This is a genomic window from Rhizobium sp. BT03, from assembly GCF_030053155.1.
Classification (GTDB): domain Bacteria; phylum Pseudomonadota; class Alphaproteobacteria; order Rhizobiales; family Rhizobiaceae; genus Rhizobium.
The window spans coordinates 219,075-245,216 of sequence record NZ_CP125641.1; the positions used below are offsets into that span (position 1 = coordinate 219,075).

A 26,142-nucleotide genomic window follows, 5' to 3' on the forward strand; every position below is an offset into this window, starting at 1 on the left:
TATACTGTGCCGAAATTCCCCTCATCTCGGGTGATCCATGCTTGACCAGTTCGATATCAAATTGCTCGCCGCGCTTCAGCAAAACAGCGAGATGACTCAGGGCGAGCTGTCGCAGAAGGTCAATCTTTCCGCCACCCAATGCGCGCGCCGTTTGGAACGGCTGCGCAAGGAGCAATATATCCAGAGCGTCGTCGCCATCCTCAATCCCGCGAAACTGGGTTTCAGCGTCGTCGCCCATACGCTCGTCAGTCTGCGCGCGCACACGGAAGGCGGAAACGAGCGGCTACATCGCTTCATCGAGACCGCGCCGGAGATCCTGGAATGTTATTCGCAGACCGGTGACGCCGATTTTCTGATGAAGGTGATGACGCGCGATCTCGACCATCTCAGCCAGTTTCTCGAAAGAATGATCCGGGTCACCGACAATCTGGCCAATGTCAAATCGAGCATCGTCCTGAAGACGATCAAGAAGACGACCGCTCTGCCGCTGCAGATCGTGACGTGAGCGTGTCAGCGCATGGAAGTTGCCGCACCAAGCAGAGCGGCACGCATACCGAACTTGCCAGAGCCTACCAAGACCCGATAGCCAAGACGTCATGATCTCTGCGTATTGATACCGGGAGAACTCTTAAATGGCATTCAAGCGGCGGCCTTTTTGGCTCGCGCTGATCGTGGCTGTGCTTTCCTGGCCGGCCTGGATCGTTTGGCAGCGGCACGCCGAGCATCAGATCTACGCCGATCCGGAAGATCCCGCGCTGACCATCACACCTCGGCACATCGAGGCATTGCGGAAACTGCAGTTTGCGTGGAATACTTCGATCGAAAGCGGGGGGCCTGTTGTCAATCCGCTCGCTCCATATGGCAGCGACGATGTGGCCGCTGACCTCGGCCCGATCATCGGCACGAGTGATCGAATTGCTATCGCCCGATTTCACCGCGAAGTCTCGACGCTGCTGACTTGGGCTCTTGCGAATTGCGGGCTAGCGGACGGACAATATCACCTCGACCATCTCGATAATGCGACGATGCAACGCCGACTTCGGAACGATCTCGCTGGATTGCCGGGCGCACGGATTAGTTCATATCTGGCAGAAATGCCACGCCTTGAGCCAGACGGCTATTTTCAATTCACCCGCCAGCATCGCCAACTCCTGCACCACCTGAGATTCGAGTGGCCGGACAGCCAGATCATCTCGATTGTCGCCGGTGAAGGCTATCCGGCGCCCGTGGTCAATTTCAAGCGACCGTTCGGCGACATGAGCGCGTTTGAAATCGATATGGCCGCGATTCTGGGCCTGCCTCAACCCGTTCTCGACCATGTTGATCCAGTGCTGAATCGTTACTATTGGGAAATGTGGCCAGCATTGCAGGTATTCGTGCAGAACGTTCGCCTGGACGCGGCAAAGTCGACCTGCGTGGACTAGAGCATGATGCCGAAAAGTGTGAGCGGTTTTCGGACGACATAATGCTCTAACTCTTTAATTTAGAACAGGATTCAGATTTTAGGCCAATCGGGCCTAAAATTATCCTGTTCTAGCCGCTCTCACTTGAGATAGTGGATATGCGGGCGCGAATGATAGGGCGAGGCTTCGACGCGCGCCTCGATGGAAAAGACCTCGCGCAGGAGTTTTTCGCTCAGCACCTCCTCAGGCGCGCCGGAGGCGATGATCCTGCCCTGCTGCATGATAACAAGCGCATCGCAGAACATGGCGGCGTGGTTGAGATCGTGCAGGGCGACGATGCTGGTGATCGGCAGGCCGGAGACGAGCCGCATCAGGCCGATCTGGTGCTGGATGTCGAGATGGTTCGTGGGTTCGTCGAGGATCAGTTCCTGCGGCGACTGGGCGAGCGCCCTGGCGATGTGGGTGCGCTGCTTTTCGCCGCCCGACAGGCTCTGCCAGCGGTCGTCGCGCTTCTCCGCCATGCCGGCGCGGACGAGCGCTGCCTCGACCGCCTCTTCGTCCGCCCTCGTCCAGCCCGAGAACATGGAGCGGTGCGGAAACCTTCCGAGCTTGACGACGTCGACCACTTTCAGATTGGCGTTGGTCGTGGCGTGCTGCTCGACGAAGGCGATGCGCCGGGCGATCGAGCGGCGGCTGATCTTGCCGATATCGCTGCGGTCGAGCGTGACGCGGCCGGAATGCGGCCGCTTGAGGCCGGCGAGAAGCCTGAGCAGCGAAGTCTTGCCGGAGCCGTTCGGACCGAGCAGGCCGAGCATGCGGCCGGGCTGCGCCTCCATCGAAACGCCGTCCAGAATGGTCTTCCTGCCAATTTTCCAGGTGAGGTTGTCGGCCTTGATGCTCATGACGCGCGCTGGAACCGGTAGAGGATGATCGAGAAGAAGGGAACGCCGACGAGCGCCGTGACGACGCCGATCGGCAGGATCTGGCCGGGAATGAGGGCGCGCGCGGCGATATCGGCGAGCACCATGAAGATCGCCCCTGCGATGGCGCAGGCCGGCAGCAGGCGAATATGCAGCGGCCCGACGACGAAGCGGGCGACATGCGGCACGACGAGGCCGACGAAGCCGATCGAGCCGACCATGCTGACGATCGTCGCCGTCATCATCGCTGTCAGCGCGAAGAGCGCCATGCGGGCGCGGGCGACATTGACGCCCAGTGAAGATGCCGCCTCGTCGCCGAAAGCGAAGGCGTCGAGCACGCGGGCGTAGAGAAGACAGGCGGCAAGGCCGAAGCCGACGACGACCGAGACCAGCGCGAATTCCGGCCAGCGCACGCCGCTGAAGCTGCCGAGCAGCCAGAACATGACGTCGCGGGCCTGCTGCGCATTGGCCGAGGTGGTGACGATATAGGAGGTCGAGGCGTTGAAGAGCTGCGAGGCGGCGACGCCGGCAAGGATGGTGCGGTCCGCGCCGCCGCGCGTGCCGTTCGACAGCAGCGCCACGAAGAAGAAGGCGGCGAAGGCGCCGGCAAAGGCGCCTGCCGACAGCGACACCGCGCCCGCGCCGAGCCCCAGGATGACGATCGCCACGGCGCCGGTGGAGGCCCCGGCGGAGATGCCGAGCACATAGGGTTCGGCAAGCGGGTTGCGCAGCAGCGACTGCATGATGGCGCCCGACAGCGCCAACCCCGCGCCGCAGAAGGCGGCGACCAGCGCGCGGCTCAGGCGATAATCCCAGATGACCGTCTCGTGGATGCGGTTCAGCTCGACGGCGGTCCAGCCGAGCCGATTGGTGACGGCCGAAAACGTGGTCGCGAGCGGAATCGGCAGGTCGCCGATCCCGACGCTGATGCCGATGGCGACAGCGATGAGGCAGAGGGAGGCGAGCAGCAGTGCGGTGACCGCTCCCAGCTGCCGGAAGAGACGGCCTGCGTCCGTCACTTCAACAGACCGAGAGCCTTCAACTGCTCGGCCACTTGCTCGGCGCCGTAGATCGTGCGGATCGTCGGGTTCATGGCCTGGCCGTCCATGACGACGAGCGCCTTGTTCTTGACGGCAGGGGTCTGGCTGACGGCCGGATCGGTGTTCAGGAAGTTGATCTTCGCCTCAGGCTTATCGAGTTCCCAGCGATTGCGGTCGAGGCTGGCGACGACGATGACGTCGGGATTGGCGGCGATGATGCCTTCCCAGCCGACGGTCGGCCATTCCGCTTCCGCTGATATCGCATTGTGTCCGCCGAGCAGGTCGGCGATGAAGCCGGAGGCGCTGTTCTTGCCGCCGACATAGGCGTCGGCCGACGGGCTGGGGCTCGAAAACCAGAAGACGTAGGACAGGTTCTTGCCATCCTTGGAAACGCTCTCGCGAAGTTTGGCTTCACGCGCCTTGAAGTCGGCAATCAGCGCCTGGCCGCGATCGGCGACGTCGAAAATCTGCGAAAGTTCGTCGATCTCCTTGTAGAGGAGATCCATGTTCCACAGCTCGGCGCGGCTGCCGTACTGGTCTTTGACGTCCTTGGTGCTGAGGCAGGTGCTGGGCGAAAGGTAGCTCGCCACGCCGACCTTGTCGAAATCCTCGCGCTTGGCGACCTTGCTGTTCGGGCCGACCAGGCTCGGAAGCGCTGCCGCGACGAAATCGGGGTTTTCGGCGAGCATCGATTCGAAAGTCGGCATCTCGACCGTGAGAAGCTTGACCTTGGCATTGGCCTCGGCGAGCTGCGGCAGAACCTTGCTCGGCCAGAAGGCGGTGCCGACCATCTTGTCCTGAAGGCCGAGCAGCAGCAGGATTTCCGCGCTGTTCTGGCCGAGGCCGATCGCTCGCTCGGGCGCCTGCTTGAATGTCACCGCAGCGCCGCAGTTTTCGAGCGTCAGCGGGTAGGCTGTCGAACCGGCCAGCGTCGGATTTGCGGCAAGGCCGATCAGGGCGGAGAGGCCGCAGGCGGCCAGAATTGATTTGAGGCTGGTCACGAAGAAATCCCCGGTGCGTGAGTGTCTGCGGCCGGGGTATAGCCTCAGGAGCAGCCTGAAAACAAGACTGAATAAATCAACTTATCGCAAAATCGACAGGTGGTCGTTGATCGACAGTCGCTCCTCAGCTTGCTTCTCCGGTTTCGATGCGGGCGGTTTTGCGCGTGGCATGCAGGAAGGCTGCAATGAAGGCGATCGCGAACAGAAGAACGATGGTCGGGGCCGGCGCGCTGTCGATAAAGAAGGAGAGATAAACGCCGGCAAAGGCAGTGATCACCGCGATTGCGACCGAAAAAGCGAGCATCGTACTGAAGCGGCGCGTCAGCAGATAGGCGATGGAGCCTGGTGCGATCAGCAGCGAGATGGCGAGAATGATGCCGACCGACCGAAGCGCTGCGACGATCGTCAATGAAAGCAGGCAGAGCAGGCCGTAGTGAAGCAGCTTCACCCTCAGCCCGACCGCTCTTGCCTGCGCCGGATCGAAGGCGTGCAGCAGCAGGTCACGCCATTTGACGGCGATGATGACGGCCGTTAGCGCTGCAACGGCTCCAGTCTCCACGATGTCGGGAAAGCCGATGCCGAGCATGTCGCCGAAGAGGATGTGATCGAGATGCACCTCGGACTGGATCTTCACATAGAGGACTAGGCCGAAGCCGAACATGCCCGAAAATACGATGCCCATCACCGTGTCCTGCTTGATGCGGCTGTTATCCTTGAGGAAACCGGTGGCAAGCGCGCAGACCATCCCGGCCGCGAAGGCGCCGACCGCTAAGGGAAAGCCGGCGATATAGGCGATGACCACGCCCGGGAAGACGGCATGGCTCATGGCGTCTCCCATCAGCGCCCAGCCTTTGAGCACGAGGAAGCAGGAGAGCAGCGCTGTGGGGATGGCGATCAGCACCGAGATGATCAGGGCGTTGATCATGAAATCGAACTGGAACGGCGCCAGCAGGGCCATAAGACCACTCACGGGGATGGCTCCAGCGCTTGAGCGGCCCTGCGCCGGCTCGCCAGCATTCCGTGCTTGGGCGCCAGGAGGAAGGCGGCAAGGAAGATCAGCGTCTGGAGGACGATGATGATGCCGCCCGTCGCGCCGTCGAGGAAATAGCTCACATAGGCGCCGATGAAGCTGGTCGCCGCCCCGATCGCAACGGCGATGACGAGCAGCCGTGGGAAACGATCCGTCAGCAGGTAAGCCGTCGCCCCCGGCGTCACCACCATGCAGATGACCAGAAAGGCGCCGACGGTCTGGAGCGCCGCGACCGTCGAAGCCGACAGCAGCGTGAAAAACATGATCTTGAGCCGCGTCGGATTGAGCCCGATCGAACGGGCGTGGGTCTCGTCGAAGAAGACGACCATCAGGTCCTTCCATTTCACCAGCAGGATGGCGAGCGAAACGAAGCCGATGATGGCGAGCTGGAGCGTGTCCTCGGGGGTGATTGCGAGGATGTTGCCGAGCACGATCGTCTGGATGTTCACCGCGGTTGGTCGGAGCGATACCATGAACAGGCCGAGCCCGAAGAAGGAGGAGAAGATCAGGCCGATGATGGCGTCTTCCTTCAGCTTGGTGCGCTGGTTGAGGAAGAGCATCGCCGCGGCGGCAAGGCCGCCGGAGAAGAATGCGCCGATCGAGAAGGGAAGTCCGATCATGTAGGCGCCGGCGACACCCGGCACGATGGAATGCGAGAGGGCGTCGCCGATCAGCGACCAGCCCTTGAGCATCAGATAACAGGAGAGGAAGGCGCAGACACCGCCGACAAGAGCCGATACCCACATGGCGTTCAGCATGTAGTCATAGGTGAACGGTTCGAGAAAGACGGCCATCAGCCTTGCTCTCCGCTTGCGTTCGCCGGGACAGGCGCGAGCAGCTTGCCCTCCCTGAGGACCAGCGGCCTCTCGTCGTCGGTGATGATGCCGACGGGATATGGCTTGCTGCCGGAGCCATTCAACACGAGGTGGCGAAGCACGCCGCCGAAGGTTCTCTCGAGGTTTTCCTGGGTAAAGGTCTCGTCCGTCTGTCCGTAGGCCAGCACCGTGCCTTTGATCAGCACCGTGCGGTCGCAGAATTCCGGCACGCTGCCGAGATTGTGCGTCGAGACCAGCATCACCCGGCCTTCGTCGCGCAGAGAGCGGAGCAGCTTGACGATGGCCTCTTCGGTCTTGACGTCGACGCCGGTGAACGGTTCGTCGAGCAGGATAACGCGGCCGTCCTGCGCCAGCGCGCGAGCAAGGAAGACGCGCTTTTTCTGGCCGCCGGAAAGCTCGCCGATCTGGCGCTTGCGGAATTCGCTCATGTTGACGCGGGCGAGCGCCTTGGACACGGCGTCGTGGTCGGCCGCTTTCGGAATGCGCATCATCCCCATATGGCCGTAGCGCCCCATCATGACGACGTCCTCGACCAGCACCGGAAAATTCCAGTCGACCTCTTCCGATTGCGGCACGTAGGCGACGAGGTTTTTCCGCAGCGCTTGTTCGACCGGCATGCCGAGCACGGAAATCTCGCCCCTGGCGAGGCGCACGAAGCCCATAATCGCCTTGAACAGAGTCGATTTTCCGGAGCCGTTGACGCCGACGAGCGCGGTAATGGTGCCGGTGGGTGTCTGGAAGCTGGCGTCGCGCAGCGCCGTGTGGCCGTTGCGATAGGTAACCGTGGCATCCTTTACGCAGATGCCCGCCCCCGCATCCGAAGATGCGGGGGAAACCGGGGAAGCGATACCGTTCATTGCGACAGGCCTTCGGCAAGCCCCTTGACGACGGTGTCGGAGGTGACGCGCAGCAGGTCGATATAGGTCGGGGTGGGGCCGTCGGCTTCGCTCAGGGAGTCGACATAGAGCACGCCGCCATACCGGGCGCCGGTTTCACGGGCGACCTGCCGGGCCGGCTTGTCCGACACCGTGCTCTCGCTGAATACGGCAGGGATCTTGTTGGCTCTGACGGCATCGACGACTTTGCGGACCTGTTGCGGCGTGCCCTGCTGATCGGCATTGATCGGCCACAGATAGAGTTCCTTCAGGCCGAAGTCGCGGGCGAGATAGGAAAAGGCCCCTTCGCTCGATACCAGCCAGCGCTTGTCCTCGGGAATGCTATTCAGCTTCTCGCGGATCGGCGCGATGGTCGCCTCGATCTCCTTCTTGTAGGCCTCGGCGTTGGCCTTGTAGATCTCGGCATTCTCAGGATCGTATTTGACGAAGGCATCGCGGATGTTGTCGACATAAATGATCGCGTTCTTCGGCGACATCCAGGCATGCGGATTGGGTTTGCCGCTGTAGGGGCCTTCGCTGATGCCCATCGGCTCGACGCCTGTGGAGACCACGACGTCGGGAACATCTTTCAGGTTTCGGTAGAATTTCTGGAACCACAGTTCGAGATTGAGGCCGTTCGACAGGAGGATCTGGGCGCCCTGCGCCCGCTGAATATCACCGGGCGTCGGCTGATATTCGTGGATCTCGGCCCCGGGCTTGGTGATCGATTCTACGATCGCTGCATCGCCGGCAACGTTCTTTGCCATGTCGGCAATGACGGTGAAGGTGGTCACCGCTTTGAACTTCTCCTGCGCGGCGGCACCGCCGGCCATCAGGCCGAGTGCGGCGACGGCAACCAGCCCGCTTACGACTCTGCGTCTCATGTAACTCAACATGAATATTCCCTTCATTGCTTCATCAAACCGTTCGGCGCACAGCGACGGCCGGCGACAAGTTCACTGATAAAAATGCGACGCATTTGCAATTATTGCCGATGAGCCTCGTTGTTATCTATTCTGCAATTGCGAATGAATTGCAATAAGGATTTTGAAAGCGAGCAAACCGAAAATTGTCCGGAGACGCCGATGTCGAACGGCACGGCGCCTTGCCCGGGTCATATGCGCCCGGGGATGTAGTAAAGGAGAGGACGGGCGTGCCGATACACCGTGGCGGGCTCGAAGCGGCCCGCCCCGACGTGGGCAGCCTTAAGGGCAAATCCCTCGAATAGTGTCAGCTCAGCTTTCCCACGAGCTTGGCATAGTCCGAAAAAGTCAGCTGATCGCCTTTGCCGGCGGCCTGCTCGGCAAGCTGCAAGACGCGGATAGGAAACAGGATCGCGGCGCGGTTGGCGTCCGACAGCTCATGGTCGTCGTCGTCCTCGACGGCCTTCATGGCTTTCGACAGCGCGGCATTGAGCTCCTGGCGGGTGAGCAGTTCCTTCTCGACGATCGCGTCGCAGATCGACGCCAGCGCCATGATCAGGCCCTTGAGCTGCAGATTGGCCGTATTCATGAGAACTCCAATGAAAGAGGCAAGCTCTAATCCGGTTCGACCGACCGGATCGTGTCGACCGAGACCGTACCCTCGACGATGCCACGCTTGATGTCGCGCCTGTTCCGGTCGATCTCGATGACAGTATAGAGCTTGTCGTCGCGGAAGGCACTGGCATTGGCCGTCGTCACATCCTCGGCGGGAGCAGCATCCACTTCCATGAAGTCGAGCTCGCGCGCCGCGGCGACGATCCTGGCATCGCCGGGCGTTCTGGCGGCCACGACGACGATGCCGTGGCCGGGGGCATTGTCCCATCTCGGATCGTCGGGCGCGGCAATCGGTTCCAGCCGGTAGATATTCAGCATCTCGCCGCCCGTTTCGGGCGAGGCTTGCGACGCCGCATCCTGCATTTGCGCCTGGCTCTCGACCGACTTTCCGAATGTGTTCGGGCTGGTGGCGTTGTTGATCTCTTCCTTGCCTGTCCTCGAGACGTTCGACATGTCGCTCTCCATTGTCAGGACGGAAACGACGGCCGGCGCACAACTGTTCCCGCCTGCCCGAAAAACCGCAAATCTCGGCAAAACGGTTTTCGGCGGGCGCTTTGGATTCATGCAGCTGTCAAGTTCATTTTGAATGACGAATGATGATAGGCTGTATGCGGAATGGCCCATACCATTTTCTGCGTTGAGCACTAAATTACCAGTCGTCGAAGAGGGGGATTTTCGTGAGCAATCAAACCAGTGAACGTGCGCGCGATAATGTCGCCGCAAACAGCCTCAACGGCCACGACCACAAAACCATGGCGTTCGACGATGCCAGCGCGCTCCTCGAGGTCCTCGTCGCGGTCCGGCGCGGCGACTTTTCCGTGCGGATGCGGTCGGATCTGACCGGCGTCACCGGCAAGATCGCCGATGCCCTCAACGACATCATCGCCGGCAATCAGCGCATGGCGCAGCAGCTCGAACATGTCGGCCAGGTCGTCGGCCGGGACGGGCGAACGAGCACGCGGGTGCGCTTCGGCCTGTCCGATGGCTCCTGGTCGGAGATGGAAGGATCGATCAACGGCCTGATCGACGATCTGCTGTGGCCGACGACGGCCGTCACCCGCACGATCACCGCGGTCGCCAAGGGCGACCTGCTGCAGACCGTGCCGCTTGATGTCGACGGCCGGGCGCTCAAAGGCGAATTCCTCCGCTCGGCCGATATCGTCAACACGATGATCAAGCAACTGAGCGTCTTCACCTCCGAGGTCACGCGCGTCGCCCGCGAGGTCGGCACCGACGGCAAGCTCGGCGGCCAGGCGCAGGTGCCCGAAGTGACCGGCGTCTGGAAGGACTTGACCGAGAGCGTCAACTCGATGGCGTCGAACCTGACGGCGCAGGTGCGCAACATCGCTGAAGTGACGATCGCCGTCGCCAACGGCGACCTTTCCAAGAAGATCACCGTCGACGTGCGCGGCGAAATCCTGCAGCTCAAGGAAGCCATCAACACGATGGTCGACCAGCTGCGCTCCTTCGCTTCGGAAGTGACGCGCGTGGCCCGCGAGGTCGGCACCGAGGGCAAGCTCGGCGGCCAGGCCCTGGTGCCGGGTGTCGCCGGCACCTGGAAGGATCTGACCGACAGCGTCAATGCCATGTGCGGCAACCTGACAGCCCAGGTGCGCAACATCGCCCAGGTGACGACGGCCGTCGCCCGCGGCGACCTGTCGCGCAAGATCACCGTCGACGTCTCGGGCGAAATCCTGGAACTGAAGGAAACCATCAACACGATGGTCGACCAGCTCAACGGCTTTGCCGGCGAGGTGACGCGCGTGGCGCGTGAAGTCGGCACCGAAGGCCGGCTCGGCGGCCAGGCGCAGGTGCCGGGTGTTGCCGGTACCTGGAAAGACTTGACCGACAACGTCAATTCCATGGCCTCGAACCTCACCGCGCAGGTGCGAAACATCGCCGAGGTCTCGACCGCGATCGCCAATGGCGATCTGTCGAAGAAGATCACGGTGACGGTGTCGGGCGAAATTCTCGAACTGAAGGAGACCATCAACACGATGGTCGACCAGTTGAACGCCTTTGCCTCGGAAGTCACCCGCGTCGCCCGCGAAGTCGGCACCGAGGGCCGGCTCGGCGGCCAGGCCAATGTGCGCGGCGTCGCCGGCACCTGGAAGGATCTGACCGAGAACGTCAACTCGATGGGCGGCAACCTGACGGCGCAGGTGCGCAACATCGCCGAAGTCTCGACCGCGATCGCCAATGGCGACTTGTCGAAGAAGATCACCGTCGACGTGAAGGGCGAGATCCTGGAGCTGAAGGAAACCATCAATACGATGGTCGATCAGTTGAACGCCTTCGCCTCGGAAGTCACCCGCGTCGCACGCGAAGTCGGAACCGAGGGCCGGCTCGGCGGCCAGGCCAATGTGCGCGGCGTCGCCGGCACCTGGAAGGATCTGACCGACAGCGTCAATTCCATGGCTTCCAACCTGACGGGGCAGGTGCGCAACATCGCCGAAGTCGCGACCGCCGTCGCCCAGGGCGACCTTTCCAAGAAGATCACCGTCACCGTGTCAGGTGAAATCCTCGAGCTGAAGGAAACCATCAACACGATGGTCGATCAGTTGAACGGTTTTGCCGGTGAAGTCACGCGCGTGGCGCGCGAGGTCGGCACGGAAGGCCGGCTCGGCGGCCAGGCGAACGTGCTTGGCGTCGCCGGCACCTGGAAGGACCTGACCGACAGCGTCAATTCCATGGCGGGCAATCTGACGGCGCAGGTGCGCAACATCGCCGAGGTCTCGACCGCGATCGCCAATGGCGACCTGTCGAAGAAGATCACCGTGTCGGTCTCGGGCGAAATCCTGGAACTCAAGGAAACGCTGAACACCATGGTCGATCAGCTGAACCGCTTCGCCTCGGAAGTGACGCGCGTCGCCCGCGAAGTCGGCACCGAAGGCAAGCTCGGCGGTCAGGCGCAGGTGCCCGGCGTCGCCGGCACCTGGAAGGATCTCACCGAGAACGTCAATTCCATGGCCTCCAACCTGACCGGCCAGGTGCGCAACATCGCCGAAGTGACGACCGCCGTGGCGCGCGGCGACCTGTCGCGCAAGATCACTGTCGACGTGAAGGGCGAAATCCTCGAGCTGAAGAACACGATCAATACCATGGTGGACCAGCTCAACGCCTTTGCCGGCGAGGTGACGCGTGTCGCCCGCGAAGTCGGCACCGAAGGCAAGCTCGGCGGCCAGGCGCAGGTCTCCGGTGTTGCCGGCACCTGGAAGGACCTGACCGACAGCGTCAACTCGATGGCCGGCAACCTGACGGCGCAGGTGCGCAATATCGCCGAGGTGGCGACCGCGATCGCCAATGGCGACCTGTCGCGCAAGATCACCGTCGACGTGCGCGGCGAAATCCTGCTCTTGAAGGACACGCTGAACACCATGGTTGATCAGCTCCGCTCCTTCGCCGGCGAAGTGACGCGCGTGGCCCGCGAAGTCGGCACCGACGGCAGGCTCGGCGGTCAGGCCGTCGTTCCGGGCGTCGCCGGCACCTGGAAGGATTTGACCGACAACGTCAACCTGCTTGCCGCCAATCTGACGACCCAGGTGCGAAACATCGCCGAGGTGACGACCGCCGTGGCGCGCGGCGACCTGTCGCGCAAGATCACCGTCGACGTGAAGGGCGAAATCCTCGAACTGAAAAACACCATCAACACGATGGTGGACCAGCTCAACGCCTTTGCCGGCGAAGTGACGCGTGTGGCGCGCGAAGTCGGCACCGAAGGCAAGCTCGGCGGCCAGGCGCAGGTGCCTGGAGTGGCCGGCACCTGGAAGGACCTGACCGACACCGTCAACGTCATGGCCGCCAACCTGACCGAGCAGGTGCGCGGCATCGTCAAGGTGGTGACGGCGGTGGCGAACGGCGACCTCAAGCAGAACCTCACCGTCGCCTCGAAGGGCGAGGTGGCGGCGCTCGCCGAAACCATCAACAACATGACCAATACGCTGGCGACCTTCGCCGATCAGGTGACGACGGTGGCGCGCGAAGTGGGCGTCGAGGGCCGCCTTGGCGGCCAGGCGAATGTGCCGGGCACGGCCGGCACCTGGAAGGATCTCACCGGCAACGTCAATCTGCTGGCCGCCAACCTGACGACGCAGGTGCGCGCCATTGCCGAGGTGGCGACCGCCGTCACCAAGGGGGACCTGACGCGCTCGATCAAGGTCGATGCGCGCGGCGAAGTCGCCGAGCTCAAAGACAATATCAACACGATGATCGACAACCTGCGCCTGACCACCGAGCGCAACACCGAGCAGGACTGGCTGAAGACCAATCTGGCGCGCTTCACCAACATGCTGCAGGGCCAGCGCGACCTGACGCTGGTCGGCAAGATGATGCTGTCGGAGCTGGCGCCGCTCGTCGGCGCGCACCAGGGGGTGATCTACCAGGTCGATGCCGATGAGGAACAGCCGTTCCTGTCGCTGTTATCGGTCTATGCGCAAGGGGTCGAGGCGGCACATCCGCTGCGGCTCGATTTCGGCCAGGGACTTGTCGGCCAATGCGCCAGCGACGCCCGCCGGATTCTTGTCACCGACCTTCCCGACAATGTCGTTCCGATCAGCTCCGGCGTGTTCACCACCCTGCCGCGAAGCGCGATCGTGCTGCCGGTGCATTTCGAGGGGCAGGTGAAGGCGGTGATCGAGCTTGCCTCCGCCGGCGAATTCACCGAGCTGCAGCTGTCCTTCCTCGACCAGCTGACGACGTCGATCGGCATCGTCCTCAATTCGATCGAAGCGACGATGCAGACAGAAGGCCTGCTCAAGCAGTCGCAGAAACTCGCCGCCGAGCTGCAGACGCAGCAGCGCGAACTGCAGCAGACCAACGAGCAGCTCGGGCAGAAGGCGCAGCAGCTCGAAGAACGCAACGTCGAAGTCGAGGCGAAGAACCAGGAGATCGAGCAGGCCCGGCGCGCGCTGGAGGAGAAAGCGACCGAGCTGGCGCTGACATCGAAGTACAAGTCCGAATTCCTTGCCAACATGTCGCACGAGCTGCGCACGCCTTTGAATTCGATCCTCATCCTCGGCCAGCAGCTCGGCGAAAACCCCGACGGCAATCTGTCGGGCAAACAGGTCGAATTTGCCAAGACGATCCACGGCGCCGGGACCGATCTCCTGAACCTCATCAGCGATATCCTCGACCTGTCGAAGATCGAGTCCGGAACGGTCTCGGTCGATGCCGAGGAGATTTTCGTCAGCAATCTGCTCGAGGTGATGGCCCGGCCATTCCGGCACGAGGCCGAAAACCGCAGCCTGTCATTTGCGGTCGATGTCGACGCCGATGTCACGAAGAGCATCATCACCGATTCGAAGCGGCTGCAGCAGATCCTCAAGAACCTGCTGTCGAACGCCTTCAAATTCACCGCTCAGGGCGGCGTGACGCTTCGTGTCGCATTGGCGGCGAACGGCTGGTCGCCCGATCATCCGTCGCTCCGGCACGCGCCTTCGGTCATCGCCTTCGAAGTCGTCGACACCGGCATCGGCATTCCGCCGGAAAAACAACGCATCATCTTCGAGGCTTTCCAGCAGGCCGATGCCTCGACGAGCCGCAAATATGGCGGCACCGGCCTCGGCCTGGCGATCAGCCGCGAACTGGCAAACCTCTTGGGCGGCGAGATCCAGCTGCGCAGCACCCCTGGCGTCGGCAGCACCTTCGTCCTCTATCTGCCGCTCACCTATGTCGGTGCCGGCGCGGTTGCGCCGAAGCCCGCTCCATCGGCCAATGTCGTGGAATTCGCCGAGGCGGCCGCAAGCCGCCGAGCCGAAAAGCCTGCCGAACATGTCGAAGACGATCGCCATCGGATAGTGGCCGGCGATTCGGTGCTGCTGGTCGTCGAGGACGATCCGCATTACGCCCGCGTCCTGGTCGATCTCGCCCGCGACAACGGATTCAAGGTTCTGGTGGCGATGCGCGGCAGCGATGCGCTGGCACTCGCCCAGGACTACAGGCCGGCGGCGATTTCGCTCGACATCTTCCTGCCCGACATGCTCGGCTGGACGGTGCTGAGCCAGCTCAAGCAGAATTCGCAGACGCGGCATATCCCGGTACAGATCATCAGCCTCGACGAGGATCGTCAGCATGGGCTGACCCGCGGCGCCTTCGCTTTCATGAGCAAGCCGACGACGCCCGAGGGCCTCGGCAAGGCGCTGTCGCGCTTGAAAGCCTATGCCCAACCGCGCCGCAAACATCTGCTGCTGGTGGAAGACAACGAGGCCGAGCGGCTGAGCGTCACTGCCCTTCTCGGACATGACGACATCGACATCACCAGCGTCGGCTCCGGATCGGAAGCGCTTGCCGCCCTCAGACAAGATCCTCCGGATTGCGTGGTGCTCGATCTATCCCTTCCTGACATGTCCGGCTTCGAGGTGCTGGAGCAGATACGCGACGACGCCGAGATCGGCGAGGTGCCGGTGGTGGTGTTCACCGGGCGGGAGCTTTCGCCCGAGGAGGACGCGACGCTGCACAGCATGGCCCGAAGCGTTGTCGTCAAGGGCGTCGAGTCTCCGGAACGTCTTCTCGATGAGACCGCTCTGTTCCTGCACCGGGTCGTCGCCGACCTGCCGCTTGCAAAACAGGCGACCCTGCAGGAGTTGCACAGCTCGGATGAGGATCTCGTCGGCGAAACCGTGCTGCTCGTCGACGACGACGCCCGCAACATCTTCGCGCTGAGCAGCGTTCTCGAACGCCGGGGCATGCGGGTGCTGACCGCGACGACCGGCAGCGAGGCCATCGACGTCATCAACAACGAGCCTTCGGTGGCGATCGTGCTGATGGATATCATGATGCCTGGAATGGACGGTTACGAGACGATGCAGGTCATCCGTTCGGAGCCGCGGTTCCGGCGGCTGCCGATCCTGGCGCTGACGGCGAAGGCGATGAAGGGAGACCGCGAGAAATGCCTGGAAGCAGGCGCCTCCGATTACCTGGCGAAGCCGGTCAATACCGAACAGCTTCTGTCGGCCCTTCGCATGTGGCTGCACCGCTGAGGACCCGGCCATGAACCCCGTCAACATCCTCCTCGTCGACGACCAGCCCGCCAAGCTCTTGAGTTATGAGGTCATTCTCGAAGAACTGCAGGAAAACCTCATCAAGGCGCAATCCGCACGCGAAGCCTTCGAGCATCTGCTGCGCACCGAAATCGCCGTAATCCTCGTCGATGTCTGCATGCCCGAACAGGATGGCTTCGAACTGGTCGGCATGATCCGCCAGCACCCGCGCTATCAGAACACGCCGATCATCTTCGTTTCCGCGGTGATGCTGGCCGAACCCGACCGGCTGCGCGGTTATGCTGTCGGCGCCGTCGACTATGTCTCCGTGCCGATCGTGCCCGAAGTGCTGAGGGCCAAGGTCAGGGTCTTTGCCGATCTCTACAGGAAGACGCGGGAACTCGAACGGCTGAACACCGAACTGGAGGCGAGGGTTCGCCAGCGCACCGCCGAGCTCGAGGCTTCGGCCGCCCAGCTGCGGGAGCTCAACGAGGAGCTGGAGCACCGGATCGATCAAAGGACGCGCGAGCGCGAGGAGGCGCTGGCGCAATTGTTCGAGGCGCAGAAGCTCGACACGATCGGCCACCTGACGGGCGGGGTGGCGCATGACTTCAACAACCTTCTGATGGCGGTGCTCGGCAGCCTCGGCCTTCTGAAGAAGCGGCTTCCGGCGGATGAACGCAGCGAACGTCTGCTGACGAATGCGATCCAGGCGGCCGAGCGCGGCACGGCGCTGACCCAGCGCCTGCTTGCCTTCGCCCGCCGCCAGGAGCTGAAGCCCCAGGCGGTCGATTTCCTCAGGCTGTTCGAAAACGTCGAGGATCTTCTCGCCAAGGCGGTGGGGCCGCGCATCGAAATCCGCAAGCGCATTCCTGCGGATCTGGCGCCGCTTCTGGTGGACAGCAACCAGCTGGAACTGGCGCTGCTCAACCTGTTCGTCAATGCCCGCGACGCGCTCGAAAGCGGCGGCGCCGTGACGGTTGCCGCGGCAGCGGCCGAAGACGCTCGGCCGGCCGGTCTCGCCGGCGGCAATTACATCAGGATATCGGTGTCGGACGATGGCGAGGGCATGGATGAGGCAACGGTCGCTCGCGCTGCCGAACCGTTTTTCACCACCAAAGGGGTCGGCAAGGGCACCGGCCTCGGCCTGTCGATGGTTCATGGCCTGGCGGCGCAATCCGGCGGCTCGATCCAGATATTGAGCGCGAGGGACAAGGGCACGACCGTATCCCTGTGGCTGCCCGTCGCCGAGACCTTCGTCAAGACGCAGCCGGCGGTCGAACCTCCCGCAACGGAAGCCTTGAACCTGGTGTCACGGCCGCTCGCCATTCTCGTCGTCGACGACGATGCGCTTGTCCGGACGGGAACCGTGGCGATGCTGGAGGATCTCGGGCACCTGCCGCGGGAGGCGTCTTCCGCCTCGCAGGCCCTGGAATTCCTTGCCGACGGACGGGATTGCGATCTTGTCATTACCGATCATGCGATGCCCGGCATGACGGGTGCAGAGCTTGCACGCCACCTTCGTTCCGCCTTCCCGGGCCTGCCGATCATCCTCGCCTCGGGTTACGCCGAGTTTTCCGAAGACCACGGTCTCGGCCGGATGCTCAGGATGACCAAACCCTTCACCCAGGAACAGCTTCAGGCGGCGATGGACAAGGCACTCTCGGGCAAAGTCGCGGCGGCGTGACGGTCGAAACGCAGCGGCGGAGTGCGGTCGAAATCTTGGATGAGGTTGAACCCGAACGGGTGGAGTTGGAGCATTTCCACTTTCTATTTGCCTACCTCCCAGGAGACGATCAGAAAGTATGAAAAGCTATCCATTTTATTATCTCTGGGGTTTATCGCCAAAGCCGCCTCATCAAAATCCCTCGTGCCACTCAGAGTGTAAACTGTCTTGCATCTGCCGAGAGTGTCTACCGTTGGATCGCAAAATGTCAGATGGCGACGTTCTATATTTAAATCCTCATTTATAATCTTGCCGACCTCCGACAATATTTCCTTTGCATGAGTGTCTGGATTTCTAATGTAGGAACTGCCGTCAAAGTTTAAGCTCTTCGCGAGTCTTAACGTCCGCTTGCTTCCATCGCACTCCACAACAAGCACCGCGTCGGATGAAGTTTTTCCAAAACCGGGGCATTTAATTTCGACGGAGTCGAGCGACTTTATGGAAAAGTCCTCTGGCAGATCAGGTGTATACAGCCCGAGTATAAGAAACATTGAGGCAAAGCTGAAAGTGTGGACCATAGTCGTCATCTTCGCATCACGGCTGATCGCTGTACAACATAAGCGCGGCTTTCAAATTTAGTGTCCGGAGCTTTCACCAAGCCACTGGTTGCGTTTTGACATATGGCAACGCTTCATCAGTCGTCTTCCCGATCGATTTCGTCCATGCGTGCTTCGAGCCGCTTCCGGGCTTCTTCGAGAAGCTTGGCCCTTGTAGGGTCGGCCTTATGGGCATCATAGGTGGCCACGACTTCAGTTCGCAGCCAGTGCTCGACAGCATTCTCGCGTTCCTGCAAAGCTCGCAGGCCCTCGCGTATGACTTCGCTTTCCGAGGCGTAATCACCGTCGGACACCCGCTGCTTGACGCGCTTCGCCATTTCCACCGGGAGTGTGATGCTCATCTGTTGTGTCGAACGCATAGGCTGCACTCCCATTTTGCAGGACAGTCATAGCACGCGGTAGGATAAAATCCTACTCTGTATGGGATGGAGTACTACTCTTTCCAATATTTGCTGAATGAGGAAGACGCTCATGGCGTCCGCGTGCGGATGAAACTTTTTGCTCCGGTAAAAGTTACCCAAATCCATCCTCACTTCACCGAAGGCTTTCCCTTGACCAACATGACGTTCGGCCCCGCAGTCATTGAAGAGGGTATTCTATTTCGGCTCTGGGCTCCCCTGCATGATAGCGTGTCGTTGAAAATCGAGGGCGCCGATCCGCGGCCGATGCAGGCGGCGGACGATGGCTGGCATCGGTGCAGAGTTCCGAATGCCCATGCCGGTACGCGCTATTGCTTCGTTCTTCCCGACGGCCTCGAAATTCCCGATCCCGCCTCGCGGTTCCAGCCGCAGGATGTGCATGGTCCGAGCGAGGTGGTCGACCTCTCCGCCTATCGCTGGAAGACGCGCGACTGGACCGGCCGGCCCTGGGAAGAAATGGTCATCTACGAGATGCATATCGGCTGTTTCACGCCGGAAGGGACTTTCACCTCTGCGATCGAGCGGCTCGATCATCTCAGGGAGCTGGGCGTCACGGCGTTGCAGATCATGCCGGTCAGCGAATTTCCCGGCCGTTACAGCTGGGGTTATGACGGCGTGCTGCCCTATGCCCCTGACAGCAGCTACGGCCCGCCGGAGGACTTCATGGCGCTGGTGGACGCGGCCCATCAGCGCGGCATCTCGGTGTTTCTCGATGTGGTCTACAACCACTTCGGGCCTGACGGGAATTATATCCCTTCCTATGCGCCGCTTTTCACCGACCATCACAAGACGCCGTGGGGGCACGGCATCAACTATGACGGCGACGGATCGCGGATGATCCGTGAATTTGTCATTGAGAACGCCATCTACTGGATCACCGAATTCAGGCTCGACGGCTTCCGCTTCGATGCCGTTCACGCGATCAAGGATGAGAGCGACGAGCATCTGCTTCACGAGCTTGCCCGCCGCGTCAGGGCTGCGACCGGTGACCGGCATGTTCATCTGATCGTCGAAAACGAGGAGAATGACAGCGAGCTGCTGAAGCGTGACGAAAAAGGCGAAGCGACGCTGTTCACCGCCCAGTGGAACGACGACGTCCACCACCTGCTGCATATCACCGCCACTGGCGAAACCTTCGGCTATTATGCCGATTATGCCGGCGACGCCGGCAAGCTCGGCCGGGCACTGGCCGAAGGCTTCGTGTTCCAGGGCGAACATATGGCCTATCGGGGGGCAAGCCGCGGCAGGCCGAGCAGCCACCTGCCGCCGACGGCCTTTATTTCCTTCATCCAGAACCATGACCAGATCGGCAATCGGGCGCTCGGCGATCGTGTCATGGCTTCGAGCCCGGCCGACGCCGTCAAGGCGGTCACTTCAATCTATCTGCTGGCGCCGGAGATACCGATGCTGTTCATGGGTGAGGAATGGGGTGCGGAGGAGCCTTTCCCGTTCTTCTGCGATTTCGACGAGAAGCTGAACGAGAAGGTCAGGAAAGGCCGCCGCGAGGAGCTTTCGCGTCTGCCGGGCTTCGACGCCGCCGATCTTCTCGACCCGACGGCGCCATCGACCTTTGCTGCGGCCAAACTGGATTGGTCGAAACGCGCGTCCTCCGAGATACTCGATTTCTACAGAACACTGCTCGACGTCAGGCACCGGAAGATCGTTCCTTTGCTGAAAGGTGTGACGGCGGGAAGCGCGGCCTACCGTTCGGCGGGAAATGCGATCGCGGTGGATTGGAGCCTTGCGGAAGGCCGGCATCTTCATCTGCGCGCCAATCTCGGCAACGAGGCGGCGGCGCTCAGCTCGCAACGGGACGGCGCTGAGACGATATTCCGCGTCGGCGGAAGCGACGGCTGCGACCTGGCGCCCTGGGCGGTGATCTGGAGTCTGAGCGAGGCGTGACGGCGGTGGGAAAAGGGTCGAACGATGAAATCCGCTGAGCTCGACAAGCTCGCCCGCCTCTACGGAATCAGCCCGACAAGGCCCAGCTCCGAGAACAGGGAGGTGGCGATTTCTGCCGCGACCAAGCGCAAAATACTTTCGGCACTGAATATCGAATTGACGGTAGATCAAAGGACCGGCGCGCCGCAGCGGAAAACAAAGCCGGACGGCAGGAAGATCCCGGTGTCGTTTCTGCCGGATTTCCTGTCCGCTACACGGGTCTGGGGCGTGAGCCTGCAGCTTTACGAGCTCCGGTCGGCACGCAACTGGGGCATAGGGGACTTCCAGGATCTGGCCGATATGGCCGATCTGGCGGGGTCGCTGGGAGCCGATTTCATCGGCCTCAATCCGCTTCACGCGCCGTTCCTCGCCGATCCCGACCGCTGCAGCCCCTATGAACCCTCAAGCCGCCAGCATCTCAATCCGCTCTATATCGCCGTCGATCAGGTGCCGGGATTTGCCGGCAGTCCCGAACTCGAACGGCAAGTGGAGCGCCTTCGCCAATCCGATCTCATCGACTACATCGGCGTCGCGCGCACCAAGCTTGGCGCCCTTCGTGGCCTCTGGTCGGGATGGCCGCGGCGCCGCGTCAGTGACGATGCCGCCGATTTCGACGCCTTTGTCGCGCAAGGCGGCGACAGTCTGCGGCTGCATGCGCTGTTCGAATGCCTCTCCTCTTCCATGGTCGAGCGTGGGGCGGGCGCCGGCTGGCAGCGGTGGCCAGCCGAGTTCCAGCGCTTCGACAGTGCCGCCGTCGGCGATTTCGAACGCGAGCACGCGGATGATGTTCGCTTCCACACGTGGCTGCAATGGCTTGCCCACCGCCAGCTGATGCAGGCGGCGGAGCGGGCGCGCAAGGCCGGTCTCAGGATCGGGCTCTATCTCGATCTTGCGGTCGGGGAGGCAGTCGATGGCTCGGCGACGTGGAGCGAGCCCGATATCTATGTCTCCAAGGCGACGATCGGCAGCCCTCCCGATCCATTCGCCGTAGACGGGCAGGACTGGCACCTTGCCGGATACCTGCCGTCCGAAATTGCCGGAGGGGAGATGTCGCCTTACCGGCGCATGGTGGGCACCGCCATGCGCTACGCTGGCGCCATCCGCATCGATCACGCCCCGGCGATCCGCCGCCTTTTCCTGGTGCCGTTGGGCGCCACGCCGGACAGCGGCGCCTATGTCCGCTATCCCGAGGATCGGCTGCTGCAGATTCTCGCCGAGGTTTCCGCCGAACATCGATGCCTCGTCATCGGGGAGTCTCTCGGCATGATTCCGGAAGGATTGCAGGAGGATCTGCAGGCCGCCGGCATTCTCTCCTACCGGATCCTTTCCTACGAACAGGACAAGCAGGGCTTCAAACCTGCCGGTGCCTATCCCGCCCTCGCGCTCGCCTGCATTTCGACGCATGACCACCAGACCCTTGCCGGCTGGTGGCGCGGCGGCGACATTCGGGATCGCTGTGAACACGGTATCGTACCGGCCGATCTCACCGAAGAACATCTCAAACACCGCAGGCGCGAGCGGAGATTTCTCAAAACGGTCTTCAACGCCGCCGGCATCGACGTGCCGGCCCGGCTCACGCCGCGGGCAAGCCGGGAGGTGTTGAAAGATCTGACCGTCAGCGCCTACCGTTTCATTGCGCGGACGCCATCGCTTCTGACATCGGTGCGGCTTGCCGATCTCACCGACGAGAAAAGACCGACCAATATACCGGGCACCAGCGACAGCTATCCGAACTGGAAGCCGAAGCTATCGGTTTTGCTGGAGGATCTGCCGTCGGTCTCGCTGCTCAAGCGCGTGACGGCGGCAATGCGGGAGGAAAGGCCGCGGGAGTGATCGAGGTGGAGGGAGCCGTCGGTTGCCGCGGTGCCGATGGAAATCGATCGGGGAAGGAACGAATACGCAGCCGGCGAATTTTCTACAAAAAAGGACAGGGAATGTCGAGATGAGGGCCTATCCGCTGTCGCTGCTTTAAAGGCGGCACGACCCATATGATGGAAACAAGATCATGACGACCGCATTCATCCTTATCGCATTGGCTCTGATCATCATCTACGCCGGACCGACATTGCTGTTCTTCTGCGTCGGCTATGCCGATTATGTGCTGGAACGGCGAAGACATATGATTGCGCTGAAGCACGCCGTGAGGCGTCGCAGCGACGAGCTGTAGAGCCATTCGCAGAAATCGCCGACCCTTGGCTTTCCCGGAATGGAACCGGAGGCAGGTCGGAACCCGCCTCCGGCTGCTGGGCGGCGAGCTTAGTCGTTCGCCGTGACCTTGACGCCGAGGACCGAAGGAATGGTGTTCGGCGCACCCATGGCCGCGCCGATGATCATCGGGAACGGAACCGGCTTTTCCGGTGCAGCGCTGATCGTCAGGCTTTTCGGCCCGTCGAGATAGGTATTGACGGCGGCCGATACCTGGTTCTGCAGTTCCGGCAGGTTGAGCTGCGCCATCATCATCGGCACAAGACCTTTCAGCGATTGCGTCAGCTCATCGCCGGTGACGCCCTGCTGCGCGCCGGCATAGTCGAGCGCCTTCTTGGTGATCGAGGCATCGTCGAAGCGGATCGAGGCGCTGTTGAACGTCAGCTGCTGCATCAGACCCAGCATCGCAAGGCCGACGGCCTGGTTGGCCTCTTCCTTGTTCGGATTGGCCTCCGCGGTCTTCACCGCTTCCTGCAGCGACTTGACGAAGGCGAGCGTGTAACCGGAGAAATCGACGGCGATATTCAGCCGGCCGATATTCTTGAAGTCGAACGCGTATTCGTCGACGGCAATCTTGCCGCTTTCGACTTCCCAGCTGCCCTTCATCGTCACCGTGCCGTCGAGCGTCGTCAGGCCGAGTTTCTCGATGGCTTCCTTCGCGCTCGCATCCTCGACCTGCGACAGGTCGGCTTTCAGGCCGGCGACATTGGCGTCGTAGGTAAAGCCGCCATCCTGGCGTTCGAGATTGGACTCGATGCCCCCGATGGCAAACACGTCCTTGCCCTTGATATTGACCGCCATCGGCCCGGTGCTGACGGTTTCATAGAGGAGGATATCGTTCAGCGTATCGCCCGTGGCATTGGCGGGAATCGTCAGGCCGGCGATCTCGATGTCCTTGGCGGAAAATCGTCCTTCCTCGTGGCTCATGTCGATATCCGGGAAAGAGACTGTTTTGGCGTGGTAGCCGCCGCCTTCGGTTTCCTCGACGCCCTCGAAGGTAAGCTCGCCGATCTTCAAAGTATCGCCGGGCAGGCTCGCAGATCCCACCTGGACGCCGGTCGCCGTGACCGTATCGCCATCGACCTCAGCCTTTTCGAAGGTGATGACCGTGCCGCCGGCACTGGTGGCGGCATTGAGCTTTTTCATCATGTCGGCGCCGTCGAGCGCGAAGGAGGGGCCGGCGAGCGCCAGGAAGGCGGTGCTTGCCATCATCAGGCGGAGATTGCGCATAGGCTTCATGGAAATATCCTTATGGAGTAAGTAGACGGGGTTGCGAAATTCCCGGACCTGGCCCTCCGGCTCTCAGGCCTGAGAGCCGGCCGATGTGTCGCGGTTTCATCTGGGCGGCTAATTCGGGGGTGAGGAGATCAGGCTCCGCCGGAACCATTGCACTGAGGAGATATAGCCGATCTGCCGTCGGGGATGGACAGCGGCATTTTCTCTAGCACAGGTAGTTTTGCGGCTCATTGTCAGACGTAGAGTGTATTCCCTCGATTCTTGCAACCCTCAAATTCCGGAGGCAGGTGGGAAATCATTCGGTGGAATTTTGTGCATCACATCCTATGTGGAAATAGTCCGGGTCAGCTCTGTTCTTTCCCTAACTAATATATTTGTATTTTAGTGTGGACGTTGGCTGACGGATCGGGCTAAGACCGTCACGGCAGATTCCGGTCCGCGCGCTCGCCGTATCGAATGGCCGAGATGGCATGGCCGGCATTCGTTCAATCAGGAGAACGTGATGCAGCCCGGTCGCACAGGCCTCGCCGTCTGCATGATGGTGGCCGCCGCCTTTTTGAACAGTCTCGACGCGATCATCGTGCGCTTGCTGGCCGGCGACGTGCACCCATTGATGATCGGCTTTTTCCGGTCGTTCTTCGGACTTCTTGCCGTCTCGCCGTGGATCGTGGCCCGGGTTGGTTTGAAAGCCTCTCCCTACCGGGTTCTGCATGCCGTGCGTGCGGGTCTGAAGCTTGCCTCACTGGTTGCTTTGTTCATCGCCTTTGCGCATGCGCCGTTGGCCGATGCCACGGCGATCAATTTCACCATGCCGATGTTTCTCGTTCTCGGTGCATGGCTTGTGCTGAAGGAACGTGTCGGCGTCTCCAGCGTCGCCGGCATCGTCGCTGGCTTTATCGGCGTCATGATCATCATTCGCCCCGGCGCGACCGGTTTCGATCAATGGCTGCTTTTTGCGCTGGCAGGAGCGGTTTTGACCGCGGCCAGCCAGTTGATGCTGCGGCGGATGGCGTTGAGGGACAGCGCGGACCGGCTGGTTGCATGGAACCTGATCACGACGGTGCCGCTTGGCCTGATCGTCATGCTGCCGGTCTGGTCGATGCCGAGCTGGAGCCAACTCGGGCTGCTCGCGCTACAAGGGGCACTGGGCGCCCTCAACATGACGCTGATCACGCGCGCCTTCGGCATGGCGGCCGCAAGCGTTCTGGCGCCGCTCGATTTTCTCCGGCTGCCGGTCGTGGCGCTGATGGCCTTCTTGTTCTTCTCCGAAATTCCGGCCGCTCAGACCTGGATCGGCGCAGCGGTCATCATTGGCGCGACCATCATCGGCACCGGCGGTATGGCGTGGCGACGAAGGCCGCCGGTCGACAAGGGCTGATCATTTTAAGAAAAGGGGTTCACAAAAATTTTAGATACACTAATATTTCAGTTGACGCCTGTCGCCGGAGGGGCATGACGGGCGGGCGGCATAAGCGAAGATCAGGCTGGCGATCCGAATAGGTTTCACTCGGGAGGAGTGGCATGAAGAGTTTCATCGGCAAACGCGCGATCGCCAGCGGCGTATCGCTCGTGGTGCTTATCGTCATCGTTTTCTTCCTGTCCCGGCTGACAGGCGACCCGACCGACCTCTATCTGCCGATCGACGCAACGACGGAAATGCGCCAGCAATTCCGTGAGATGAACGGGTTCAACGACCCGCTGATCATCCAGTTCGGCCGTTATGTCGCAGATCTCGCACAGGGCAACTTCGGTCAGTCCCTGCGGCAGGCCCGCCCTGCCATGGATGTCGTGCTGGAGGCCTTCGTCTGGACCTTCTGGCTGGCTGTCATCACCATGACGCTGGTCACGGTAGCTGCGATCGTCATCGGTTCGCTGGCGGCGTTTCGTGTCGGCGGCGTCTTCGATCGTCTTGCCACCTTCTTCTCGCTGATCGGTGCTGCGGCCCCGGATTTCTGGCTCGCCATCGTGGCCATCGTCATTTTCGCCGTCAAACTGCATGTCCTGCCGACCTCGGGAACAGGAACCTTCTGGCACTGGGTCCTGCCGGTCAGCGTGCTGTTCATCCGGCCCTTTGGCCTGATCCTGCAGGTAGTGCGCGGCTCGATGATCAGCGTTCTGTCTTCCGCCTACGTCAAGACGGCGCGCGCCAAGGGCGTCCGTTCGAACTCGATCATCTTCGTTCACGGGTTGCGCAACGCCATGCTGCCGGTGATCACCGTCATCGGCGATCAGGCGGCCGCCATCTTGAACGGTGCCGTCGTCGTCGAGACGGTGTTCGGTTTTCCGGGAATCGGCAAGTTGATGATCGATTCCATCCTGCTTCGCGATTTCGCCGTCGTGCTGGCCGTCATCATGGTCTCGGCATTGGCGATCTTCATCATGAACCTGTTGATCGACATCGCTTATGCGCTGCTCGATCCGCGTATCCGGTATTGAGC

The 26,142-nt window shown here is 61.8% G+C and carries 21 protein-coding genes; 9 read left to right on the plus strand and 12 right to left on the minus strand.

All coding sequences use genetic code 11. The features are described 5' to 3' along the window. Nucleotides 1-37 precede the first annotated feature (37 nt). Nucleotides 38-505, plus strand: a complete 468-nt coding sequence (locus tag QMO80_RS22845) for an Lrp/AsnC family transcriptional regulator (protein ID WP_283200694.1) — start codon at nucleotides 38-40, stop codon at nucleotides 503-505. 127 nt (nucleotides 506-632) lie between these two features. Further along, a complete protein-coding gene (locus QMO80_RS22850; RefSeq protein ID WP_283200695.1) occupies nucleotides 633-1,424 on the plus strand; it encodes a hypothetical protein in 792 nt (263 codons plus the stop codon). A gap of 119 nt (nucleotides 1,425-1,543) precedes the next feature. Here the strand turns inward: QMO80_RS22850 and QMO80_RS22855 are convergent, their stop codons facing one another. From QMO80_RS22855 to QMO80_RS22895, 9 genes are all read right to left on the minus strand, one after another. Next, nucleotides 1,544-2,305, minus strand: a complete 762-nt coding sequence (locus QMO80_RS22855; RefSeq protein WP_283200696.1) for an ABC transporter ATP-binding protein — start codon at nucleotides 2,303-2,305, stop codon at nucleotides 1,544-1,546. After that, complete coding sequence (locus tag QMO80_RS22860; RefSeq protein ID WP_283200697.1) at nucleotides 2,302-3,342, minus strand: iron ABC transporter permease; 1,041 nt, start codon at nucleotides 3,340-3,342, stop codon at nucleotides 2,302-2,304. The genes QMO80_RS22855 and QMO80_RS22860 overlap by 4 nt, the downstream gene beginning before the upstream one ends. Continuing rightward, nucleotides 3,339-4,364, minus strand: a complete 1,026-nt coding sequence (locus QMO80_RS22865; protein ID WP_283200698.1) for an ABC transporter substrate-binding protein — start codon at nucleotides 4,362-4,364, stop codon at nucleotides 3,339-3,341. Before QMO80_RS22865 ends, QMO80_RS22860 begins: the two co-directional genes overlap by 4 nt. A 124-nt stretch (nucleotides 4,365-4,488) precedes the next feature. Continuing rightward, a complete protein-coding gene (locus tag QMO80_RS22870; protein ID WP_283200699.1) occupies nucleotides 4,489-5,334 on the minus strand; it encodes a metal ABC transporter permease in 846 nt (281 codons plus the stop codon). Beyond that, nucleotides 5,331-6,191, minus strand: coding sequence for a metal ABC transporter permease (locus tag QMO80_RS22875; RefSeq protein WP_283200781.1), 861 nt, complete (start codon nucleotides 6,189-6,191; stop codon nucleotides 5,331-5,333). Before QMO80_RS22875 ends, QMO80_RS22870 begins: the two co-directional genes overlap by 4 nt. Next, the gene (locus QMO80_RS22880; RefSeq protein WP_283200700.1) at nucleotides 6,188-7,087 is read right to left on the minus strand and encodes a manganese/iron ABC transporter ATP-binding protein; all 900 of its coding nucleotides are present in this window, start codon (nucleotides 7,085-7,087) and stop codon (nucleotides 6,188-6,190) included. Before QMO80_RS22880 ends, QMO80_RS22875 begins: the two co-directional genes overlap by 4 nt. Further along, nucleotides 7,084-8,001 (minus strand): metal ABC transporter substrate-binding protein, encoded by a 918-nt coding sequence (locus QMO80_RS22885; RefSeq protein ID WP_283200701.1) that lies wholly within the window; start codon nucleotides 7,999-8,001, stop codon nucleotides 7,084-7,086. Before QMO80_RS22885 ends, QMO80_RS22880 begins: the two co-directional genes overlap by 4 nt. 334 nt (nucleotides 8,002-8,335) lie before the next feature. After that, the gene (locus QMO80_RS22890; protein WP_283200702.1) at nucleotides 8,336-8,617 is read right to left on the minus strand and encodes a hypothetical protein; all 282 of its coding nucleotides are present in this window, start codon (nucleotides 8,615-8,617) and stop codon (nucleotides 8,336-8,338) included. A 26-nt stretch (nucleotides 8,618-8,643) separates the two neighbouring features. Then, entirely contained in the window at nucleotides 8,644-9,096 is a 453-nt protein-coding gene (locus QMO80_RS22895; protein WP_283200703.1) for a hypothetical protein, read from the minus strand. Nucleotides 9,097-9,320: 224 nt separating this feature from the next. On the opposite strand from QMO80_RS22895, the gene QMO80_RS22900 reads away from it, so the two are divergent. After that, nucleotides 9,321-15,620: a HAMP domain-containing protein gene (locus tag QMO80_RS22900; protein ID WP_283200704.1), complete on the plus strand. Its 6,300-nt coding sequence runs from the start codon at nucleotides 9,321-9,323 to the stop codon at nucleotides 15,618-15,620. 10 nt (nucleotides 15,621-15,630) lie between these two features. Continuing rightward, the gene (locus QMO80_RS22905) at nucleotides 15,631-17,307 is read left to right on the plus strand and encodes a response regulator (RefSeq protein WP_283200705.1); all 1,677 of its coding nucleotides are present in this window, start codon (nucleotides 15,631-15,633) and stop codon (nucleotides 17,305-17,307) included. Nucleotides 17,308-17,390: 83 nt separating this feature from the next. Here the strand turns inward: QMO80_RS22905 and QMO80_RS22910 are convergent, their stop codons facing one another. Together QMO80_RS22910 and QMO80_RS22915 are read right to left on the minus strand one after the other, a co-directional pair. Continuing rightward, nucleotides 17,391-17,873: a hypothetical protein gene (locus QMO80_RS22910; RefSeq protein WP_143541930.1), complete on the minus strand. Its 483-nt coding sequence runs from the start codon at nucleotides 17,871-17,873 to the stop codon at nucleotides 17,391-17,393. Between the two features lie 107 nt (nucleotides 17,874-17,980). Continuing rightward, nucleotides 17,981-18,262: a type II toxin-antitoxin system ParD family antitoxin gene (locus QMO80_RS22915; RefSeq protein WP_097628058.1), complete on the minus strand. Its 282-nt coding sequence runs from the start codon at nucleotides 18,260-18,262 to the stop codon at nucleotides 17,981-17,983. Nucleotides 18,263-18,463: 201 nt separating this feature from the next. Between QMO80_RS22915 and treZ the strand changes: the two genes are divergently transcribed. The 3 genes from treZ (at nucleotide 18,464) to QMO80_RS22930 (ending at nucleotide 22,430) form a co-directional block, all read left to right on the plus strand. Then, the gene (treZ, locus tag QMO80_RS22920; RefSeq protein ID WP_283200782.1) at nucleotides 18,464-20,224 is read left to right on the plus strand and encodes a malto-oligosyltrehalose trehalohydrolase; all 1,761 of its coding nucleotides are present in this window, start codon (nucleotides 18,464-18,466) and stop codon (nucleotides 20,222-20,224) included. A gap of 24 nt (nucleotides 20,225-20,248) precedes the next feature. After that, nucleotides 20,249-22,096 (plus strand): 4-alpha-glucanotransferase, encoded by a 1,848-nt coding sequence (malQ, locus tag QMO80_RS22925; RefSeq protein ID WP_283200706.1) that lies wholly within the window; start codon nucleotides 20,249-20,251, stop codon nucleotides 22,094-22,096. Nucleotides 22,097-22,268: 172 nt separating this feature from the next. Further along, nucleotides 22,269-22,430 carry a hypothetical protein gene (locus tag QMO80_RS22930; protein ID WP_167347725.1) on the plus strand — a complete coding sequence of 54 codons (162 nt, stop codon included), beginning with the start codon at nucleotides 22,269-22,271 and terminating at the stop codon, nucleotides 22,428-22,430. Between the two features lie 89 nt (nucleotides 22,431-22,519). On the opposite strand, the gene QMO80_RS22935 is transcribed toward QMO80_RS22930, so the two are convergent. Beyond that, nucleotides 22,520-23,707, minus strand: coding sequence for a hypothetical protein (locus QMO80_RS22935; RefSeq protein WP_283200707.1), 1,188 nt, complete (start codon nucleotides 23,705-23,707; stop codon nucleotides 22,520-22,522). Nucleotides 23,708-24,206: 499 nt separating this feature from the next. On the opposite strand from QMO80_RS22935, the gene QMO80_RS22940 reads away from it, so the two are divergent. Together QMO80_RS22940 and QMO80_RS22945 are read left to right on the plus strand one after the other, a co-directional pair. Then, nucleotides 24,207-25,082: a DMT family transporter gene (locus QMO80_RS22940; protein ID WP_283200708.1), complete on the plus strand. Its 876-nt coding sequence runs from the start codon at nucleotides 24,207-24,209 to the stop codon at nucleotides 25,080-25,082. A gap of 143 nt (nucleotides 25,083-25,225) precedes the next feature. Then, nucleotides 25,226-26,140 carry an ABC transporter permease gene (locus QMO80_RS22945; RefSeq protein ID WP_183854041.1) on the plus strand — a complete coding sequence of 305 codons (915 nt, stop codon included), beginning with the start codon at nucleotides 25,226-25,228 and terminating at the stop codon, nucleotides 26,138-26,140. Nucleotides 26,141-26,142: the final 2 nt, after the last annotated feature.